Genomic DNA, 20,577 nt, shown 5'->3' with positions numbered 1-20,577 from the left:
GGATATACGTCCCTTAATTCTTACTAAGAAATACAATATTAGTTTACCATACCAATAAAAGAATTGTAAGAATTTGAATTGTAATAAGTGAATTATCTGTGATATAATAAATTTGAATTGGTTAAAATGGTTTAAATATGAAAATGTTTATAAGGAAAAGGTGAATGTCATGGGAAATATATATGATTTAATTATAATTGGTTCCGGGCCTGCAGGGCTGGCAGCGGCTGTTTACGCTCAAAGAGCAAGGCTGAATACACTGGTAATTGAAAAGGCGATGGTCAGTGGAGGCCAGGTGCTGACTACTTATGAAGTGGATAATTATCCTGGGCTTCCTGGTATCGGAGGATATGACTTGGGCCTTAAGTTCAGGGAGCACGCAGATGGGCTGGGGGCCGAATTTGCAGAGGATGATGTACAGAAAATTGAGGATGAGGGAAAAGGCGGCTTAAAGCGTGTAGTATGTGCCAATGAGACCTATGAAGCCAGAGCTCTGATTGTTGCCACCGGTGCAGTCCACAGAAAGCTGGAGGTTCCTGGAGAGGAGGAGTTAGCAGGAGCAGGGGTGTCCTACTGCGCAACCTGCGACGGCGCATTTTTTCGCAATAAGGTAACGGCCGTAGTAGGCGGCGGAGATGTGGCTGTGGAGGATGCCATCTTTTTGTCCCGCATGTGCAAAAAGGTTTACCTGATTCACAGAAGGGATGAGCTGAGGGCTGCAAAGAGCCTTCAGGAAGGGCTTATGTCCAAGGAAAATGTGGAAGTTATCTGGGACACAGTGGTGGATGCCATCCATGGGGAGGGCCAGGTAGAGAGCCTGTCTCTTACTAATGTAAAAACTGGAGAGAAGCAGGTGCTGGAGATACAGGGCGTGTTTATCGCTGTAGGAATTGCCCCGGAGAGCAGCGTATTTGACGGAATTGTAGAGATGGATCACGGATATATTAAAGCCGGTGAGGATGGAGTAACCTCTGCTCCTGGTATTTTTGCGGCTGGTGACGTAAGGACGAAGCCTCTTCGACAGATTATAACAGCAGCGGCAGATGGAGCAAATGCAGTGACCAGTGTAGAGCGGTATTTGGTTGAGAATTAGGGGGACGGTATTCGGATGAAGAAATGGAAGAAGATATTGGCGGTAAGCGGCGTTGTCATCTATACCTGCTCTATACCTGCACTGGCCTCTACAAATCTGGAGACTGGGTCATCACTTGCGGGCATTTCCGTAGCCTTGAACAATTACTATGCAGGGACTACGGAACCAGAGAAAACCTTGGCAAAGTCCTATTCGGATATGCAGAGGCTAGCCGGTTCAACTGACAGTAAAAGTACGAGCGTTGCAGGTTCCGGCAGTTCAGGGAAGGAGATGAAAGTTCCTGAGACGCCTAAGGAGACCGCCGCAGCCAAGCCAAAGCCATCGGCGTATGACAGTGTGGCCGTGTCTAAGGTAAATGGATCGGTGAACATCCGTACGGAGGCCAATACCACCAGTGACGTCACAGGAAAGATATATAACGATTGTGCGGCTACTATACTGGGGGCTGTAGATGGGGAAGGCGGCAAGTGGTACAAGATACAGTCCGGCTCTGTGACCGGCTACATAAAAGCGGAATATTTTGTTACAGGTAAGGAAGCAGAAGCCAGGATACAGCAGACAGGGACTACCTATGGAACCATCGTGGATACCCCAAGCCTTCGGCTAAGGGAGACCCCTGATTTGACCGGTAAAACTCTGACGCTTCTGTCCGAGGGAGCTCATTATGTAGTTACCGGGCAGGAGGGCGACTTCTATAAGGTGGCTGTGGACTCTGATCTGGAGGGCTACGTGTTTAAGGACTATATGAAAACCAGCGTTGAGTTTAAGGAAGCTGTATCAGTGGAGGAGGAGAAGGCGCGGGAAGCAGAGGAGTCCAGGCGCAAGGAGGAGGCAGATAAGGCTTTAAAAGCTTTGGAGGATGCCAAGAAGAAGGAAGAGGCCAAAAAGGCCACAACAGCTGCTACAAAGGCTCCGGAGACCACTGCAAGGGCTTTGGAGGCTAAAAAGGAGGAGACCAGGAAGACCACAGAGGCGGTGGTGGGAACTATATCTGCAAATCCGGAGAATGGAACGGATTCTACTGTAGAGGCTCCGGCTGTGCACAAGCCCAGTGAAACGACAAAGAGCCAAGGGCCTGGGGATTCCACGGGCTCGTCAGGGACCTCTTCATCTGAGGTAACCTCCGCTACCCGAAATGCAGTTGTAGCTTATGCAAAGCAATTTCTGGGTAATCCATATGTATATGGCGGGACGAGCCTTACAAATGGAGCAGACTGTTCCGGTTTTACTATGAGCGTATTCGCTCATTTCGGTATCAGCACAGGCAGAAGCTCCAGAGATCAGGCGGCAAAGGGAAGAACCATTCCGGTAAATGATGTGAAGCCAGGCGATTTGTTGTTTTACGCAAGCGGAGATTATATTAACCATGTGGCTCTCTATATCGGAGGCGGACAGGTTATCCATGCAAGCAATCCAACGACAGGTATTTGTATATCACCATCTAATTACAGGACACCCTGTAAGGCGGTTTCTTTTCTGGATTAAGAAAAAAATATAAAATCTATGAGGAATGGCATACTGGTCATGAGCTGGGTAAGCCATTCCTTTTTGTGTTTTATGAAACATAGAAGGCAATCAAAAGGAGATATTATAGAATAGGTTTTTACGAACATGCTGCAAAAAAACACGGTTCCAGCAGCCACTTGGAACCGTGTTTTTTGTCTTGGAGAGGGCTGGCTGCTGTTCAATTTGCTCTCGCAGTTCTGTTTGGCAGCATTCCTCTTGTCCATATTTTTAAAATAACTATCTAGAATTCCGGCTCAATAAGGCCGTAGGTGCCATTTTTACGCTTATATACCACGTTAACCTGGTCCGTGTCTGCGTTTAAGAATACATAGAAGCTGTGTCCAAGCATCTCCATCTGAAGGCATGCTTCCTCAGGAATAGTTGGCTTGATAGCAAATTTCTTTGACTTAACAATCTGAATTTCGTCATCCTGAATTTCATCCTCCTCCTCAATAAATGCTTGGGAGAAGGAAATGGCAGCCTGCTTCTTATCAATGAGTTTCTTTCTATATTTTCGGATCTGGCGCTCAATTACCTCCTCTACCAAATCGATGGATACATACATGTCAGTGCTTGATTCCTCGGCACGGATTGTATTGCCCTTTACAGGGATAGTAACCTCAATCTTCTGTCTGTCTTTCTGAGCGCTCAGCGCTACAATTACTTCAGTATCTGGAGTAAAGAAGTGTTCCAGTTTGCCGATTTTCTTTTCAACGGCAGCCTTTAAACCTGGAGTTACCTCAATGTTTCGTCCTGTTATGGTATAACGCATAATCATCAACTCCTTTTTTCAAGATGTTGATATTATATCATATTTATTATAAAATTACAATTAAAAACCGTGAATTGCCAAACAATTTGTGTTGATTTTTTATAAAAATGTAGCTCTATTAGCTGAACCTTGGAGATTACTCATATTGACAGACGCTGCAACGTGTCAAGCGATAGCCTTGTATTTTATCCTGAAATTTTAAAATTTATTATAAGTATACAAAAATAAAATTTTTGTTAAACTCAGGTGAAGAATTTATAATAAGAATTATATACCTGTGGATAATGTGGATAAGTCAGTGTATAACTGCTTTTTGCCTTAAAATGGACAAATTATAATGTGGATAACTTTGGGAGTAACGTGTATAAAACAATGTGGATAATGTGGACAGTTCTATAATCGAACACATTTTTTGTGCAATATGCTTGGTTGACCGTAAGCCCGGAAAAGGCAAAGCTGGTTTTCGGTTGGATGAGGCTCTATTTTTTCATAGGAAAGTTCAGCTGGCTTTGTCAGATGGCATCAGAAGGCTTCATACCAGATATAACGGTTAGTTCGAGTGGATATTGAGGCAACTGCTTCTTAAATCGAACAGGTGTCAGAACCTTACATGATATAGGCGGACGCCAGATGACCGGGTCCGCCGGCTGTAAATGAAGAATCAATTTGTATAAACTGTAAATCCGGTTATTAATTATCTCCGTTTTTGTAAGCGTCCCTGGCCCAGCTGGGCGCATTGATGGGCCCGGCTTTGGCATTGCCATTTTTTGCGGCTCCCTGAATTTCGGGAACCTGAGCCTGCTCATTTTTGGGACGATTCATCTTATGCTGGTTCTCGGTTCCGTGATTATGAGCATCGTAAGGGCTGGGCCTTCTCATTCCTGCTTTTGCCATGATCATACCTCCTGTCTATAGTAGTTTTTGTAGGATAGGCAGAAAATATGCGAGAAAATTTTGAAGCTGGATCGCCGGAGCCGTCTGATCTTCTGCTAGTTTTCTATTTAATTATTTTGCAGATAAAATGTTAATTTTTTATTAACTCGTTGAATTAATCGGCCCCAAGTGCTACAATAAGTAGGATTATACCATAAGTGCAGTATATGTAGTGTTTATAAGGAATAGACAAGAACCAGAGGACCGATACTAGATAGTACAGAGGTATCTGAACAGACAGACGCTGCAGATACAGGCGCTGGTTGAGGGTTAGTTTCTAAATTAAGGAAGAAGTTAGGAGAGTATGCCATGAACGTAATTGAAAAAGTGTTCGGGACTCACAGTGAAAGAGAACTGAAGATGATAAGGCCAATCGTGGCGAAGATTGAAAGCCTGCGCCCGGAAATGCTGGCTAAATCAGATGAAGAGCTGCGAGATCAGACCAGAATTTTTAAAGAGAGGCTGTCTGATGGGGCTACTCTGGATGATCTTCTGCCGGAGGCGTTTGCTGTGGTACGTGAGGCTGCTAGAAGAAGCCTGAATATGGAGCATTTCCCCGTACAGCTTATAGGAGGTATTGTTCTTCACCAGGGCCGTATTGCTGAGATGCGTACAGGTGAAGGCAAGACACTGGTTTCAACCTGCCCGGCTTACCTGAATGCGCTTGCTGGAAAGGGCGTGCAGATTGTAACCGTTAATGACTATCTGGCAAAGCGTGATGCCGAGTGGATGGGCCAGGTTCACAGATTTTTAGGTTTGACTGTGGGTGTGGTATTAAATGATATGAGTAGCCAGGAGCGCAGGGCTGCTTATTCCTGCGATATCACTTATGTAACGAACAATGAGCTAGGCTTTGATTACCTTCGTGATAATATGTCCATTTACAAGGAGCAGCTTGTGCTTCGTGATCTAGACTATTGTATTATTGACGAGGTGGACTCTGTACTGATTGACGAGGCCAGAACTCCCCTAATTATTTCCGGCCAGAGTGGTAAGTCTACCAAGCTTTACGAGGTCTGCGATGTTTTGGCCCGTCAGCTGGAGCGGGGTACTGTATCCAAGGAGTTTTCCAAGCTTGATGCCATCATGGGTGAGGAGATCGAGGAGACCGGTGATTTTATTGTGGATGAGAAGGATAAGGTGGTAAACCTTACAGAGCAGGGTGTTAAGAAGGTGGAGGAATTTTTCCACATTGAGAATCTGGCAGATCCGGAGAATCTGGAGATTCAACATAACATCATCTTGGCTCTGCGCGCCAATAACCTGATGTTTCGTGATAAGGACTATGTCGTTAAGGATGATGAAGTGCTGATTGTAGACGAGTTTACGGGACGTATCATGCCGGGCCGCCGTTATTCCGATGGACTGCATCAGGCAATCGAGGCAAAGGAGCATGTAAATGTCCGCCGTGAGAGCCGCACCCTTGCTACCATTACCTTTCAGAATTTCTTTAATAAATTTAAAAAGAAGGCAGGTATGACCGGTACAGCTCTAACTGAAGAGAAGGAGTTCCGCAATATTTATGGAATGGATGTAATTGCGATTCCCACGAACCGTCCTATGATTCGTAAGGATTTGGAGGACGCAGTATATAAGACAAAAAAAGAGAAATTCAAAGCAGTTGTGGATGAGGTTGCGGCAGCTCATGAGAAGGGTCAGCCGGTACTGGTTGGCACCATCGCCATTGAGACTTCTGAGCTCTTAAGCAAGATGCTGACTAAAAGAGGAATCCCTCATAAGGTGCTGAATGCTAAATTCCATGAGATGGAGGCCGAGATTGTGGCAGATGCAGGTATCACCGGTTCTGTAACCATTGCCACAAACATGGCGGGCCGTGGTACGGATATTAAGCTGGATGATGAGGCAAAGGCTTTAGGCGGTCTTAAAATTATCGGCACAGAACGTCATGAGTCACGCCGTATTGATAATCAGCTGCGCGGACGTTCTGGGCGTCAGGGCGATCCGGGGGAGTCCAGGTTTTACCTGTCTCTGGAGGATGATCTGTTGAGGCTGTTTGGTTCCGACCGTCTTATGGCGATGTTTGAGGCTATCGGAGTGCCGGATGGGGAGCAGATTGAGCACAAGATGTTGTCCAATGCTATTGAAAAGGCTCAGATGAAAATTGAGAGCAACAACTTCGGTATCCGTGAGCAGCTCCTTAAATTCGATGAAGTGAACAATGAGCAGCGTGAGGTTATCTACGAAGAACGCCGCAAGGTTCTAGACGGGGATAACATGCGGGATCTGGTTCTGAAAATGATCACGGATATCGTGGAGAATGCAGTTGATATGTCTATTGCCGACGATCAGGTACCGGCTCAGTGGGATTTGAAGGAGCTTAACACCCTTCTTCTTCCTGTGATTCCCCTAAAGCCGGTCATGCTTAGCGAGAGTCAGAAAAAGTCAATGAAGAAGAATGAGCTGAAGCACAGCTTAAAGGAAGAGGCCATCAAGCTTTACGAGACTAAGGAGGCTGAGTTCCCGGAGCCTGAGCAAATCCGTGAGATAGAGCGTGTAGTTCTTTTAAAGGTTATTGATAACAAGTGGATGGCTCATCTGGATGATATGGATGCTCTGCGTGAAGGAATTGGCCTTCAGGCCTATGGCCAGAGAGATCCGGTTGTAGAGTATAAAATGCAGGGATATGAAATGTACGAGGCTATGATGGCCTCCATTCAGGAAGAGACGGTACGTATTCTCTTCCATATCCGTGTGGAGCAGAGAGTTGAGCGTGAGCCTGCTGCAAAGGTAACAGGCACGAATAAGGACGCTTCTCTGGCAAGTGCGCCAAAGCGCCGCCAGGAAGAAAAAATCTATCCAAATGATCCGTGCCCCTGCGGCTCCGGCAAGAAATATAAGCAGTGCTGCGGACGCATTAAATAAAGGTCTAAAAATAGGAATAAAAAATAGAAATGGAAAGCGGGTGAAGCTGTGGTAGAGTTAGATAATTTTAAATATATGTTATCAACGTATGATAAACCATTAGTGGAAGTGAGGGATTCACTTTGACCTGGATAGCAAGGTCAGGCGGATTGATGAGTTAGATAAGTCTATGGAGGAGCCTGGATTCTGGGATAACCCTGAGAGATCCACAAAAATGGTCAGGGAAGCCAAGAATCTGAAGGACGAGGTAGATACCTTTAGAAGTCTGGAGCAGGAATATGAGGATATTCAGATAATGATTCAGATGGGATACGAGGAGGAGGACGCTTCTCTGATTCCTGAGATTCAGGAGATGCTGGAGCACTTTTCCGAGACATTGGAAAAAATGCGGATGAAGCTCTTATTGTCTGGTGAATACGACGCCAACAATGCCATTCTCCGGCTGAATGCAGGCGCGGGCGGTACGGAATCCTGCGACTGGTGCAGCATGCTTTATAGGATGTATTGCCGTTGGGCGGAGAAAAGGGGCTTTAAGACAGAGGTTCTGGACTTTTTGGATGGTGACGAGGCAGGTATTAAGTCTGTAACTGTCCAGATTAATGGGGAAAACGCTTACGGTTACCTGCGCTCTGAGCATGGAGTTCATCGTTTGGTGCGTATCTCCCCTTTTAATGCCGCAGGAAAACGTCAGACCTCCTTTGTGTCTTGCGATATTATGCCGGAGATTGAGGAGGATATTGACATTGAAATTAGTCCAGATGATATCCGGGTGGATACCTACCGATCCAGCGGCGCCGGCGGACAGCACATTAACAAGACGTCCTCTGCTATTCGTATTACCCATTATCCTACTGGAATTGTGGTTACTTGTCAGAATGAACGTTCCCAGTTTCAGAACAAGGACAAAGCCATGCAGATGCTGAAAGCCAAGCTCTTTATGCTAAGGCAGGAGGAGCAGGCTGCCAAGGCAGCGGGAATCCGTGGGGATGTAAAGGATAACGGCTGGGGCAGCCAGATCCGCTCCTATGTGCTTCAGCCCTATACTATGGTCAAGGATCATCGAACCGGGGAGGAGAGCGGCAATGTGGACGCTGTGCTGGATGGAGCCCTGGATCTCTTTATCAGTGCGTATCTGCGCTGGATGAGTTTGGGGTGTCCGGATAAGAATGTTTTGCCGGAGGATTAAGCTGAAAATACCACATAGACTCAAAAGAGCATAAAAATATAACGGAAGAAAAGTACCGCAGGAATCCCATCGGATAGTAAAAGGATTCCTGCGGTTTTCTTTATATCTAGTTGGCTTTTTGCAAGATATGATCTATAAAAAAGAGTTGCATTTAAAATAAAAGTGTGTTAATATCTTCCCTATGAGAACATGTGTATTTGTAAAGCGGACAAAAGGTGAGGCGGTGAAAGGATAGAAGATGGAGGATAAAAGCAAATATTTTGTGGTAAAGCAAAAAGCAGTACCAGAGGTGCTTTTAAAGGTGGTGGAAGCCAAAAAGCTGCTGGAGACAGAGAGGGCTATCACGGTTCAGGAGGCAACGGATAAGGTGGGAATTAGCCGTAGCTCCTTTTATAAGTATAAGGATGACATTTTCCCTTTCTATGACAATACAAAGGGCAAGACCGTTACCTTGGTGGTACAGATGGATGACGAGCAGGGACTGCTTAGTGACCTCCTTCACGTGGTGGCGGTTTACAGGGCCAATATACTTACCATTCACCAGAGCATTCCTGTTAATGGAGTAGCTACCCTCACCCTCAGCGTAGAGGTAAGGGACGATACAGGAAATGTTTCAAGCATGATAGAGGAGATAGAGGTGCTGGACGGCATACATTATGTGAAGATTCTGGCAAGAGAATAGCATAAAAGAGATTGTGTCAGCAGCTTCAACGTAAAAATTATATAACAGGGAGCGTAACGTAGTATGATTAAAACAGCAGTGTTAGGATATGGGACCATTGGTTCAGGTGTAGTGGAAATTCTGGATAAAAACAGGGATGTTATCGCGAAGCAGGCGGGACAGGAAGTAGAGTTAAAGTATGTGCTGGATTTAAGGGATTTTCCCGATAGCCCGGTGGCAGATAAAATTGTTCATGACTTTCAAATCATTGAGGAGGACAAGGAAGTCAAAATCGTAGTGGAAACCATGGGTGGGCTAAATCCCGCGTATCCTTTTGTGAAGGCCTGCCTTTTAGCAGGCAAGCATGTGGTGACTTCCAATAAAGCCCTGGTGGCGGCTTACGGGACGGAGCTTTTGGCCATTGCCAGAGAGAAGCAGGTAAACTTTTTCTTTGAGGCCAGTGTAGGCGGCGGCATTCCAATTATAAGGCCTTTTTACAGATGTCTGATGGGGGAACGGATTGAAGAGATCACCGGTATTCTCAACGGCACGACCAATTTTATTCTCACTAAGATGGACAGGGAGGGAGAAACCTTTGAAAATGCTCTCAAAGAGGCACAGAATCTGGGATATGCGGAGAGGAATCCTGAGGCGGATGTAGAAGGACATGATACTTGTCGTAAGATTGCGATTCTTACAGCAATGGCAACAGGCCGGGAAGTGAATTATGAGGATATTTATACGGAGGGCATGACCAGAATTACAGATATAGACTTCAAATACGCTGAGAAAATGGGAACTTCCATAAAACTGTTGGGAACCAGCCGTATGAAGAATGGTAAGGTGACTGCTTTTGTTGCTCCTGTGATGATTCAGAAGAATCATCCGCTGTATTCGGTCAGTGATGTTTTTAATGGAATTATGGTCAGAGGGAATATGCTGGGAGTTTCCATGTTCTACGGAAGCGGTGCAGGGAAGCTTCCTACAGCCAGCGCAGTTGTGTCTGATATCATTGAGGCAGCTCAGAATCTGAAACGGAATGTAGCGATTGGATGGAGCAGCGAAAAACAGCCCATCGAGCCTATGGATAAGGCACGGTTTTGCTATTTTGTCAGAGTGGCAGGCTCCTACAGAAATAAGGAGCAGGATATAAAGCAGGCCTTTGGAGATGCAGAAGTTATAGAGCTCTACGGCTTAGACGAATTTGCGGTATTGACATCCGAGATGTCAGAGGAAGAGTTGAAAGCGGCTGCGACTGCTTATGACAGAAAGGAGCAGGGGAGATCCGATTTTGGTATCAAGCAGATCATTCGCGGGGTGCTGTAAAGGCTGCTGCTTTTTTGCTAGCGTTCTGTGAAGGGTGCTAGGGTTTTTGAAAGTGATTTTGGAGGGAGAGCGGACGATAGCCGCATCAGGAAGCCGGGGGACAGGGAGGAAACTATGCTTCAGGATTTATTGCAGATTATAAGGCGGGGTGTTCCCTGCCCCTTTCAACGTTTTACAGGGCTTTACTGTCCAGGCTGCGGAGGTACAAGAGCGCTAAAGGCTCTCCTGCACGGAGATCTGCTTTTAAGCCTTCAGTATCATCCCCTTGTGCTCTATACGGCAGTGGTAGTGGCTGCGGAGCTTCTTAGTCTGGCAGTTGCCAGGGTAACGAAAAACCCCAGATGGTATCTGGGGCATGAGTTGTTCCTTGTGCACGTTGCTGTAGGAATTGTGATTGTTAACTGGGTGGTGAAAAATGCGATTCTTGTACTTTTCGGTCTGAATCCGTTGCCTTTGTGGCATGGATAGGTCATGGCCGGTCAGGATGGGTTGCCGTAAAGCTGAAGCTGCTGATTCAGCTGTTCCTGAACCCGGTTAATCAGGTCGTTGAGCTGAGGCCCCTTAATCGGATCACTGAGAGTTTCATAGTAGCTGACTAGCATCTGAAAGAAGAAAAAGGTCAGTACAATGGAAAGGATGCTCAGTACAATGCCTATGATAGCGCGGGTAGCCATAGGCTGGCCGGGCTTTACCCCTGCTTTCCTTGACATGATAGCAAGGATAATACCCAATACACCGCAGATAAGTCCCGTGGGGGAGCTGGTGCCGCTGATTAATGAGACAGGCAGATAGAAAAAGCTGCAAATAAGTCCTGTGATACCTGCAATCAGAGCGCAGGTAGCGTACCGATCCGTGGATGTGGAATTATTCTTCTGCCGGTTTCCTGTAGTTTGTTGTGGATTTTTATAAGTATCATTCATCATTTAAAAAAGTACCTTTCTTACATATTCTTGTAAAGGTTTTCTGTGATCTGTGCTATCTGGCTTCCGCTTCTGCCTATTCTATCATGAAACAGCCACTCTGTCCAGATGAAGAGACTTCCAATGCAACGTAAAACTTGCATAAGCGCCTTGGATGCACTATAATATAAAAGCTAGTTACATTATATAACGGGTGAGGATTTTTGCATGGGTATTATTAAAAAGCTGGCGGAGGAGCTAAATATTGGCCTCCATCAGGCAGAAGCAGCAGTAAAGCTCATTGACGAGGGAAATACCATTCCCTTTATTGCCAGATACCGGAAGGAAGCTACAGGCTCTCTGGATGACCAGATCCTGCGTAATCTGGATGAACGGTTAAAATATCTGCGTAATTTAGAGGAGCGCAAGGAACAGATCATTGCTTCCATCTGTGCTCAGGAAAAACTTACTCCGGAGCTGGAAGCGAAGATAAAGGAAGCCCAGACTCTGGTGGCAGTAGAGGATTTGTACAGACCCTATAAGCCCAAGCGCAGAACCAGAGCAACGATTGCAAAGGAGAAGGGACTGGAGCCTTTGGCTGACCTGATCTCTATGCAGATGATTATGGAGCCTTTGGAGACAGTGGTTCTTAATTACATTTCTGAAGAAAAGGGAGTGGCAACTGTACAGGAGGCTATGGACGGAGCAAGGGATATTCTGGCTGAACGGATTTCGGATCAGGCGGAATACCGCTCCTACATTCGAGACATCACCATGAATAGGGGGATCATCCAGTCATCTGCCAGGGATGAGAAAGCAGAGTCTGTATATGAGATGTACTATAATTATGAGGAGCCTCTTAAAAAGGCGGCCGGCCACAGGATTCTGGCCTTGAACCGAGGTGAGAAAGAGAAGATTCTGACAGTTAAGATTACAGCCCCTGTGGATCAGATCCTTATGTATTTGGAGCGGCAGGTGATTGTCAGGGACAATCCCTATACCTCCCCTGTTCTTAAGGAGGCGGCTGCCGACAGCTATGAGCGTTTGATGGGCCCCTGCATTGAGCGGGAAATCCGCAGCCTACTGACGGAGAAGGCAGAGGAAGGAGCAATCAGGGTATTCGGAAAGAATCTGGAGCAGCTTCTTATGCAGCCTCCCATTGTAGGACGTGTGGTTCTGGGATGGGATCCTGCCTTTCGCACCGGCTGTAAGCTGGCTGTGGTAGACAGCACAGGGAAGGTGCTGGATACGGTTGTGATTTATCCTACAGCCCCTCAGAATAAGGTTGCTGAGGCGAAGAAGATCCTAAAGGATCTAATAAAAAAATACAATATTTCCCTGATTTCGGTTGGAAATGGAACCGCCTCCAGAGAATCGGAGCAGATTATCGTAGACTTGCTAAAGGAGATCCGGGAGCCGGTACAGTATGTGATTGTAAATGAAGCAGGTGCGTCGGTGTACTCTGCCAGTAAGCTGGCTGCCGAAGAATTTCCGCAGTTTGACGTGGGACAAAGAAGCGCGGTTTCTATAGCCAGACGTCTCCAGGATCCGCTGTCCGAGCTGGTTAAGATTGACCCAAAATCGATTGGCGTGGGACAGTATCAGCATGATATGAACCAGAAGCATCTGGGGGAAACCCTGGAGGGTGTGGTGGAAAACTGTGTAAACAAAGTTGGCGTAGACCTGAATACGGCGTCGGCCTCTCTTTTGGAGTATGTTTCCGGCATCAATAAAATGTTAGCTAAAAATATTGTGGCTTACAGGGAGGAGAACGGGGCGTTTAAGAACAGAAAACAGCTTTTAAAGGTGGCCAAGCTTGGGCCTAAGGCCTTTGAGCAGTGCGCTGGTTTTATGAGGATTGCGGACGGAGAGAACCCTCTGGACGGTACCAGCGTCCACCCGGAAAGCTATGAAGCTGCCAGGCAGCTGCTTAAGAAGCTGGGGTATCAGGAGGATGAGTTAAAGCGGGGAGGTCTGGCTGGAATCAGCCGTAAAATAGCAGATTACAGAAAAATGGCAGAAGAAATTGGCGTAGGAGAGCTTACGCTTAAGGATATTGCCGGTGAGCTTGAAAAGCCGGGGCGTGATCCCCGTGATGAGATGCCCAAGCCGATTCTCAGAAGCGATATTCTGGAGATGAAGGATTTGCAGCCGGGGATGATACTTAAAGGAACGGTGAGAAATGTGATTGATTTCGGGGCCTTTGTAGACATTGGCGTTCACCAGGATGGACTGGTGCATATTTCCCAGATGACGGACAGGTATATCAAGCACCCTTTGGAGGCAGTGAGCGTCGGAGACATTGTGAAGGTTAAAATAATCAGCGTGGATGTGGCAAAAAAGCGGATTGCGCTGACTATGAAAGGGATCTAGCGCAGGAAAGAGGCCTGTGGATATAGTCTTCCTGCGGGATGTTGCTTTATAATTAATTCTGCTATGGCATGGAATACTTCAGGAGCAAATTTTTTAAACTTAGTGCATTGAGCGAGGCGAGGAACGGATATAAAATGATAGTTGAGACATGGAGACCAGAGGAAACCTACGAATTGGGCAAAAAAATGGGAGAAGGAGCAGAGCCAGGGCAGATCGTCTGTTTAAATGGCGACCTGGGAGTAGGTAAGACGGTGTTTACTCAGGGCTTTGCAGCCGGACTTGGGATCATAGAACCTGTAAACAGCCCTACTTTTACCATCATCCAGCAGTATGAGGAAGGCCGGCTTCCTCTCTATCATTTTGATGTGTACCGAATCGGGGATGTGAGCGAGATGGAGGAAATTGGCTATGAGGACTGCTTCTTTGGCGAGGGCGTCTGCCTGATTGAATGGCCCGGCCTTATCGAGGAAATACTGCCGGAACAGGTCACAGAGGTAATAATCGAAAAGGATTTGGAAAAGGGCGTTGATTACAGAAGAATCCAGGTGGAGGAACGAGGATGAGGGTGTTAGGAATTGAGAGCTCATCTCTGGTAGCCAGTGTGGCATTGGCGACAGAGGACAGCATGATAGCAGAATATACGGTGAATTTTAAAAAGACTCATTCCCAGACGCTGCTGCCTATGTTGGATGAGATTGTAAAGCTTCTGGAGCTGGATTTGGAAACGATTGACGCCATTGCAGTAGCCGGAGGTCCTGGTTCCTTTACAGGCCTTCGCATAGGTGCGGCTACAGCCAAGGGGTTAGGACTGGCCCTGAAAAAGCCGTTGATCCATGTTCCCACAGTGGATGCCATGGCATATAATATGTGGGGAGCCGCAGGACTGGTGTGTCCGATCATGGATGCAAGGAGGAACCAGGTCTATACAGGGCTGTACCATGTAGAGACGGAATTGAAAGTGGTGATGGAGCAGCAGCCTATGGATATGCGGGAGTTAACAGAGCGTTTGAATCAAAGGGGAGAGCAGGTTATTTTTCTGGGAGACGGAGTACCAGTCTATAAGGCCATCATTCAGAACGAGATGGAGGCACCCTATATATTTGCGCCGGCTCATATGAACCGGCAGAGAGGCGCCAGTGTGGCAGTTCTGGGTATGACGGCCCTTCTTTCTTGCAGTGAGACGCAGAACTGCCAAAGTAGTGGGAACTGCTTTGATGAAAGCAGCCGTTGCAGACATGGAGAGTCTTGTACAGGCGCAGGTGGCTATTGCGGAGCCAGGCTGGTAACGCCAGAGGAATTTGTGCCGGATTATCTGAGAAAGCCTCAGGCTGAACGGCAGAGGGAGGCCGAACTACTGGCCGGCGTGGCTGGTAAGCTTCCGGGAGATTACTAGAGAAAGAAGGCTGTTGTTAGATGATTGCACAAAAGGAGCATCTTTATGGGGTTAATTCATAGTGTGCGTCCTATGACGGAGCGGGATATAGGGGAAGTGGTCCGGCTTGAGAAGCTAAGCTTTTCGGAAAGCTGGCCAGAGAGTATGATACGCTCTGGCCTGGACAGCCGCCTGGATACCTACTTTGTTTATGAGGCTCACGGGCAAATTTTGGGCTATTCCGTGATCCGGTTACTGGGGGATGAAGGGGAGATCCAGAGAATTGCGGTGGCGCCCCGGTTTCGCAGGCTGGGAATTGCAAGGAAACTGATGGAGGCAATGGTCACGTTTTCCAGATTGAGAGGGGTCAGAGCTATCACCCTGGAGGTACGTGAGAGCAATGAGGGGGCCAGAAAGCTTTATGATTCCTATGGTTTTAAGAAGGAGGCTCTGAGGCGGAGGTATTACCGCAACCCTACGGAGGATGCCATTATTATGTGGAACCGGCAAATATGAAAGAATTACCACTTAAAATATGAATAATTTACGTATATAATGAAGGGGAATCGGACATTCCCCTTCATTACTTTTATGTACTAGATAGCGAATATACAGTATATATCAGGCATGAAGCCTTCCTGGAATGATTAAGAGGAAACGATGAGAGAGAAAGGCGAGGATTCTTATGAAAAGGTATAATAAAAATAAGCAGTTGGAAACTGTAATCTGTAATTGCTGCGGCAAGAAAATGGCTGTAAGCCATGGAATACTCCGGGAGGGTGCTATGGGCGTGGACCATGCCTGGGATTATTTTTCTGAAAAGGACGGACAGGTCCATCATTTCGATTTATGTGAAGAATGTTATGACGAGATAATATCAGGCTTTAAGATACCTGTAGATATAGAAGAACAGGCAGAATTTCTGTAGGTATGGTTAAGCTTAAAGCATATATAATCGAAAAATATCCACCTATGCTTTGCCGGTTCCGCTTTTTTAAAGCGGGGCCTGGTACTGCCGGATGATCTAAAGCTATATGGTTGCTTTGATTTGCGTGCCATCTGTAGTTCTTTTCAGTATTGTTCTTTGTGTATCTGGTAATCTGATTGTGTAATTTCTCCACCTTTTAACATAAAAAAGCGTTTATTTATAGCAGCGTATCGTTTTTCTTGCTAATAGATGCGTACATAACTACCTTTTAGCTTGCGGTATAGAAAATCAGAACGGTGATATAAAGGTTCGTGATGCCCGAAAACACACTTTTGGGGCTTTTTTCGGGGTATGCTTGATTAATGTGGGGGAAATGTGATATGATTCTGTGAGATTGAAGGAATGAGGATAAAAGAATGTTAGATATATGCTTATTAGGGACAGGCGGTATGATGCCTTTGCCTTACAGATGGCTTACATCCATGATGGCCCGGTGCAAAGGAAGCAACCTGCTGATTGATTGTGGAGAAGGAACGCAGATCGCACTCAAGGAAAAGGGATGGAGCCCCAAGCCCATTGATGTTATATGCTTTACTCATTATCATGCGGATCACATAAGCGGACTTCCAGGGCTTTTGCTTACTATGGGCAATGCGGAGAGAACGGAGCCTCTTATTTTGGTGGGGCCGAGAGGGCTGGAGCGGGTGGTTGGCGCACTGCGGATAATTGCTCCGGAGCTTCCCTTTGAGTTACAGTTTGTGGAACTTGCAGAGAGCAGGGAATCTATGGGGATTGGGCCCTATGTAATTGATGCTTACCGGGTGAATCACAATATAGCCTGTTATGGATATTCTATCAGAATCCCTCGCGCAGGAAAGTTTGATGTAGAACGGGCCAAGACCCAGAACATTCCGCAAAAATACTGGAACCGACTTCAAAAGGGGGAAGAGATTGTGTTTGACGGGAGGACTCTAAGACCGGATATGGTTCTGGGAGAGGATAGGCGGGGGCTGAAGGTTACGTATTGTACCGATACCAGGCCAGTGCCTGTGATTGCGGAGTATGCGGCAGAGGCAGATCTGTTTATCTGTGAAGGGATGTATGGAGATAAGGAGAAGGAAGCAAAGGCTAAGGAGTACAAGCATATGACCTTCTATGAGGCCGCGGTTCTGGCTAAGAAGGCTCAGCCAAAACAGATGTGGCTGACTCACTATAGCCCTTCCCTGAACAGGCCGGAAGAGTTTATGGATGAGGTGAGGCGAATTTTCCCAAGGGCAAAGGCAGCCAAAGATGGCTGGACAGCAGAATTGGAGTTTGATGAGGAGTAGGGTGATAGAGAATGAGTGAAGGTACGTCAGGAGATGTTTTAATACTGGGAGTTGAAAGCTCCTGTGATGAAACGGCAGCTTCGGTGGTAAAGAACGGAAGGGAAGTTCTGTCCAATGTGATCACCTCCCAGATTGAGACTCATACCATATACGGAGGAGTAGTACCAGAGATTGCGTCCAGAGAGCATATCAAGGCGGTGAATTACGTAATTGAACGGGCTTTAGCAGAGTCGGGATTCAGTCTGGAGGATATGACGGCCATCGGGGTTACCTATGGGCCTGGGCTTGTAGGAGCTCTGCTTGTAGGAGTTGCGGAGGCCAAGGCTATGGCTTACGCTTCAAAAAAGCCTCTCATAGGAGTGCATCATATAGAAGGGCATGTGTCGGCAAATTTTATAGAGAATCCAGAATTGGAGCCGCCCTTTGTGTGTCTGATTGTATCAGGGGGGCACACGCATCTGGTGATTGTGAAGGATTACGGGAAGTTTGAAATTATTGGCCGAACCAGAGATGACGCGGCGGGAGAAGCATTTGACAAGGTGGCAAGGGCTGTAGGCCTGGGGTATCCCGGAGGGCCGAAGATAGATAAGGCAGCCAGAGAAGGAAATCCTCATGCCATCGAATTTCCAAGGGGTAGAGTGGAGGGATCACCTTATGATTTCAGCTTCAGCGGACTGAAGTCGGCGGTTCTGAATCATATTAACCATGCAAAAATGGCAGGAGAGGAAATCTGTGTGCCGGATCTGGCCGCCTCTTTCCAAAATTCGGTGATAGAATCTTTGGTGAGCCGGGCAACTCTGGCTTGTGAAGAATATGGATATAAAACGTTGGCGATTGCAGGAGGAGTGGCTTCTAACACAGCCTTACGTTCTGCTATGAAAGCAGCTTGCCAAAAGAAGGGAATTTCGTTTTACTATCCTTCGCCTGCATACTGTACAGATAATGCGGCTATGATTGGAGCAGCTGCCTACTACGAATTTATGCGAGGAAATGTATCAGGCTGGGATTTGAATGCAGTGCCAAATTTGAAGTTGGGAGAACGCTAAAGATGTTTGAAGGTGGATTGGGAGCAGATGAAAGATGAAAAAGAAATATTGCAGCGCAATCGTGCTGGCTGCTGGAAAAGGAAGCCGCATGGGGACTGAGACTGCGAAGCAGTATCTGGAACTGGGAGGCAGACCGATGGTAGTTTATGGGCTGGAAGCCTTTCAAAATTCCCCTTTGATTGACGAAATAATTTTTATAACAGATAAGGAGCATTTAGAATATTGCAAACGGGAGATTGTTCAGGCCTATGGGCTGTCCAAGGTAAGTTATGTGGGAGTCGGAGGGAGTGAACGGTATGAAAGTGTATGGAAGGCTCTTGGTGTATTGACGGGCTTTGGGGGCTGGGAGCCGGAGAAAGTATGGGAGTCCAGGCAGAACGGATATGTATTTATTCATGACGGAGCCCGTCCATTTGCGACGCCGGAAATGATTGGGCGGGCCTACGAGGCTGTGTGTAGATGGGGGGCCTGCGCGGTAGGTATGCCTGTAAAGGATACCATTAAACTGGTGGATGAGAACGGTTGCGTAGTTTCCTGCCCTAAGCGCAGTCTGGTGTGGCAGGCCCAGACTCCCCAGGCGTTTTCTGTTCCTCTCATTGTAAATGCTTATGAAAAGCAGATACAGGAAGACTGCAGCTTGATAACTGACGATGCTATGGTGGTGGAGGCCCAGACTGGAATTAAGGTTCATATGGTGCGGGGAAGCTATGAAAATATCAAAATTACAACACCTGAGGACTTGGCAGTGGCTGAAGCGCTGCTTCAGAACCGGAAAAGGGACTGTAAAAATCTTGAACAAGAGAAGCCAGGATAAAGGCAAAACAGTATTGGCCTGACAGCAAAGAAATCATAACAAATGGACTTAAGCTATAAGACTGCGTAACCGCAGAAAGGGTAAAGTAAAACAATACGAAGCGTATCTTTCCCATGCCAAAGTACAGAGAACCGCTTCCAGAAAAAATACCATCTCCATCCTTGCTTATGGCATTGCGGAACTCCATGACGATTGCAGCTGGTAACGCTTTGTGCATGACATTTTGGCTCATATTTTTTTTGAAATCAGAAATGAATCGTCTTGATGTTGTAATGATATAAACCGTTGCTCCATTATTGAAAACAGTTCGGTTCGTGATCTGTGTCTTGTGGTGCTTTCTAGGCTTGAAGCTGATTTTCCGTATTAAATCAATATTTCGCGCCGTAAATAGCCTTTTATCCAGATAGGAATACATGGTATGGACAGACATATCCAGCTCCGGAGTCCCGGAGTCTTTCGCGATACTGCCTATCTGCGAACCGAGCATTGTAATTGTATTGGTGATCGATCGTACAAAGTGAGCCGCATCCCAAAAGCTGGACGTGAAAACCAACGAATGGAGATGCAGTCCGGGATACCCGTTCTTTCGTATGAAAGATTAAATTCTATTTGTGCAAAATTAAATTTTACTATGCGTTACGAGAGTGAGATGTACTTTGGTATTCTAGAGGGGAAACTTTAAGGAAGCGATCAGATGTTGACAACTGTCGAAATACATGATAAACTATGTGAGTTACCTCTGAAATTGGCCCTAAGCGGCCAGGCTGCTTTTTAACTTTTTATAAAAAAGTTAAAAAGTACTTGACAAAAATAAAGAAGTTCTGTAAGATAGAAAAGCACGTTTGGAGAGGTATCGAAGTGGTCATAACGAGGCGGTCTTGAAAACCGTTTGTCCGCAAGGGCGCGTGGGTTCGAATCCCACCCTCTCCGCTACAGGCGGTGCGGCAAGATTGCCTGTGAAATAGAATAGGAATGTTTATGCCAACCCAGCAGAAGTACCCAAGAGGTTGAAGGGGCTCCCCTGGAAAGGGAGTAGGTCGTTAGTAGCGGCGCGAGGGTTCAAATCCCTCCTTCTGCGTTGAACATTAACGCTTTGGCGTCAATGTTGAAAGCACCTTGAAAATTGAAGATTAAACAGTATGTAAAACCCTGAAAATTCTAAGAAAACAAAGGCTGGGTTAGGGCCTTGGATTGAGAGAAATCCAGAACAGAACCAACAGTAAGACGGGAAAGAACGAAAAAGCCAAGCGAAGTAGTCTTAACCAAGAAACACTCTTGAGGGAAGCCTTTAAGCCAAGGGCGTAAAGGAAGCCTGGGAAGAGGAAACTTTAACATGAGAGTTTGATCCTGGCTCAGGATGAACGCTGGCGGCGTGCCTAACACATGCAAGTCGAACGAAGCATCATAAAGGAAGTTTACGGATGGAATTTAAGATGACTGAGTGGCGGACGGGTGAG

The 20,577-nt window shown here is 46.5% G+C and carries 18 protein-coding genes, 2 tRNA genes and 1 rRNA gene; 18 read left to right on the top strand and 3 right to left on the bottom strand.

The genetic code is table 11. The annotated features are described in order from the left end of the window. Window positions 1-169: 169 nt before the first annotated feature. Entirely contained in the window at window positions 170-1,093 is a 924-nt protein-coding gene (trxB, locus tag FYJ39_RS09110) for a thioredoxin-disulfide reductase (RefSeq protein ID WP_154472164.1), read from the top strand. A gap of 15 nt (window positions 1,094-1,108) precedes the next feature. Beyond that, window positions 1,109-2,578: a C40 family peptidase gene (locus tag FYJ39_RS09105; RefSeq protein ID WP_154472163.1), complete on the top strand. Its 1,470-nt coding sequence runs from the start codon at window positions 1,109-1,111 to the stop codon at window positions 2,576-2,578. 262 nt (window positions 2,579-2,840) lie between these two features. Here FYJ39_RS09105 and hpf read toward each other — a convergent pair whose 3' ends face one another. Both hpf and FYJ39_RS09095 read right to left on the bottom strand, forming a co-directional pair. Further along, entirely contained in the window at window positions 2,841-3,371 is a 531-nt protein-coding gene (hpf, locus tag FYJ39_RS09100; protein ID WP_154472162.1) for a ribosome hibernation-promoting factor, HPF/YfiA family, read from the bottom strand. Between the two features lie 690 nt (window positions 3,372-4,061). Then, a complete protein-coding gene (locus FYJ39_RS09095; RefSeq protein WP_154472161.1) occupies window positions 4,062-4,265 on the bottom strand; it encodes a hypothetical protein in 204 nt (67 codons plus the stop codon). Between the two features lie 348 nt (window positions 4,266-4,613). On the opposite strand from FYJ39_RS09095, the gene secA reads away from it, so the two are divergent. The 5 genes from secA to FYJ39_RS09070 all read left to right on the top strand — a co-directional run bounded on the left by secA (window position 4,614) and on the right by FYJ39_RS09070 (window position 10,828). Beyond that, window positions 4,614-7,187 carry a preprotein translocase subunit SecA gene (secA, locus tag FYJ39_RS09090; RefSeq protein WP_154472160.1) on the top strand — a complete coding sequence of 858 codons (2,574 nt, stop codon included), beginning with the start codon at window positions 4,614-4,616 and terminating at the stop codon, window positions 7,185-7,187. A gap of 48 nt (window positions 7,188-7,235) precedes the next feature. After that, window positions 7,236-8,373 (top strand): peptide chain release factor 2 gene (gene prfB / locus FYJ39_RS09085; RefSeq protein WP_178258470.1). Its coding sequence is split into 2 segments (ribosomal slippage): window positions 7,236-7,310 and window positions 7,312-8,373, totalling 1,137 coding nucleotides; the frame shifts between segments, so codons are not numbered across the junction. Between the two features lie 238 nt (window positions 8,374-8,611). After that, a complete protein-coding gene (locus FYJ39_RS09080) occupies window positions 8,612-9,055 on the top strand; it encodes an ACT domain-containing protein (protein WP_154472159.1) in 444 nt (147 codons plus the stop codon). Window positions 9,056-9,118: 63 nt separating this feature from the next. Next, entirely contained in the window at window positions 9,119-10,360 is a 1,242-nt protein-coding gene (locus tag FYJ39_RS09075; protein ID WP_154472158.1) for a homoserine dehydrogenase, read from the top strand. 114 nt (window positions 10,361-10,474) lie between these two features. Then, window positions 10,475-10,828, top strand: coding sequence for a DUF2752 domain-containing protein (locus tag FYJ39_RS09070; protein ID WP_154472157.1), 354 nt, complete (start codon window positions 10,475-10,477; stop codon window positions 10,826-10,828). An 11-nt stretch (window positions 10,829-10,839) separates the two neighbouring features. Here FYJ39_RS09070 and FYJ39_RS09065 read toward each other — a convergent pair whose 3' ends face one another. Next, window positions 10,840-11,283 (bottom strand): DUF4190 domain-containing protein, encoded by a 444-nt coding sequence (locus FYJ39_RS09065; RefSeq protein ID WP_154472156.1) that lies wholly within the window; start codon window positions 11,281-11,283, stop codon window positions 10,840-10,842. Between the two features lie 204 nt (window positions 11,284-11,487). On the opposite strand from FYJ39_RS09065, the gene FYJ39_RS09060 reads away from it, so the two are divergent. The 11 genes from FYJ39_RS09060 to FYJ39_RS09005 form a co-directional block, all read left to right on the top strand. Further along, window positions 11,488-13,632, top strand: coding sequence for a Tex family protein (locus FYJ39_RS09060; RefSeq protein ID WP_154472155.1), 2,145 nt, complete (start codon window positions 11,488-11,490; stop codon window positions 13,630-13,632). A gap of 134 nt (window positions 13,633-13,766) precedes the next feature. Continuing rightward, window positions 13,767-14,195 (top strand): tRNA (adenosine(37)-N6)-threonylcarbamoyltransferase complex ATPase subunit type 1 TsaE, encoded by a 429-nt coding sequence (gene tsaE / locus FYJ39_RS09055; RefSeq protein WP_154472154.1) that lies wholly within the window; start codon window positions 13,767-13,769, stop codon window positions 14,193-14,195. Then, window positions 14,192-15,025, top strand: a complete 834-nt coding sequence (gene tsaB, locus FYJ39_RS09050; protein WP_154472153.1) for a tRNA (adenosine(37)-N6)-threonylcarbamoyltransferase complex dimerization subunit type 1 TsaB — start codon at window positions 14,192-14,194, stop codon at window positions 15,023-15,025. The genes tsaE and tsaB overlap by 4 nt, the downstream gene beginning before the upstream one ends. Window positions 15,026-15,070: 45 nt before the next feature. Beyond that, window positions 15,071-15,520 (top strand): ribosomal protein S18-alanine N-acetyltransferase, encoded by a 450-nt coding sequence (gene rimI / locus FYJ39_RS09045; RefSeq protein WP_154472152.1) that lies wholly within the window; start codon window positions 15,071-15,073, stop codon window positions 15,518-15,520. 169 nt (window positions 15,521-15,689) lie between these two features. After that, entirely contained in the window at window positions 15,690-15,932 is a 243-nt protein-coding gene (locus FYJ39_RS09040) for a hypothetical protein (protein ID WP_154472151.1), read from the top strand. Window positions 15,933-16,348: 416 nt separating this feature from the next. Beyond that, window positions 16,349-17,260 (top strand): ribonuclease Z, encoded by a 912-nt coding sequence (locus FYJ39_RS09035; RefSeq protein WP_154472150.1) that lies wholly within the window; start codon window positions 16,349-16,351, stop codon window positions 17,258-17,260. 11 nt (window positions 17,261-17,271) lie between these two features. Beyond that, window positions 17,272-18,306 (top strand): tRNA (adenosine(37)-N6)-threonylcarbamoyltransferase complex transferase subunit TsaD, encoded by a 1,035-nt coding sequence (gene tsaD / locus FYJ39_RS09030; RefSeq protein WP_154472149.1) that lies wholly within the window; start codon window positions 17,272-17,274, stop codon window positions 18,304-18,306. Window positions 18,307-18,340: 34 nt separating this feature from the next. Then, window positions 18,341-19,120, top strand: a complete 780-nt coding sequence (gene ispD / locus FYJ39_RS09025) for a 2-C-methyl-D-erythritol 4-phosphate cytidylyltransferase (protein WP_154472148.1) — start codon at window positions 18,341-18,343, stop codon at window positions 19,118-19,120. 844 nt (window positions 19,121-19,964) lie between these two features. Then, window positions 19,965-20,050 (top strand) — tRNA-Ser (locus FYJ39_RS09015). Between the two features lie 59 nt (window positions 20,051-20,109). Continuing rightward, window positions 20,110-20,198 (top strand) — tRNA-Ser (locus FYJ39_RS09010). 251 nt (window positions 20,199-20,449) lie between these two features. Continuing rightward, window positions 20,450-20,577, top strand: a 16S ribosomal RNA gene (locus FYJ39_RS09005); the annotation flags it as partial.

Source organism: Clostridium porci, from assembly GCF_009696375.1.
In the GTDB taxonomy this organism is placed as follows: Bacteria; Bacillota; Clostridia; order Lachnospirales; family Lachnospiraceae; genus Enterocloster; species Enterocloster porci.
This window is presented reverse-complemented; position numbering and strand designations above follow the sequence as displayed.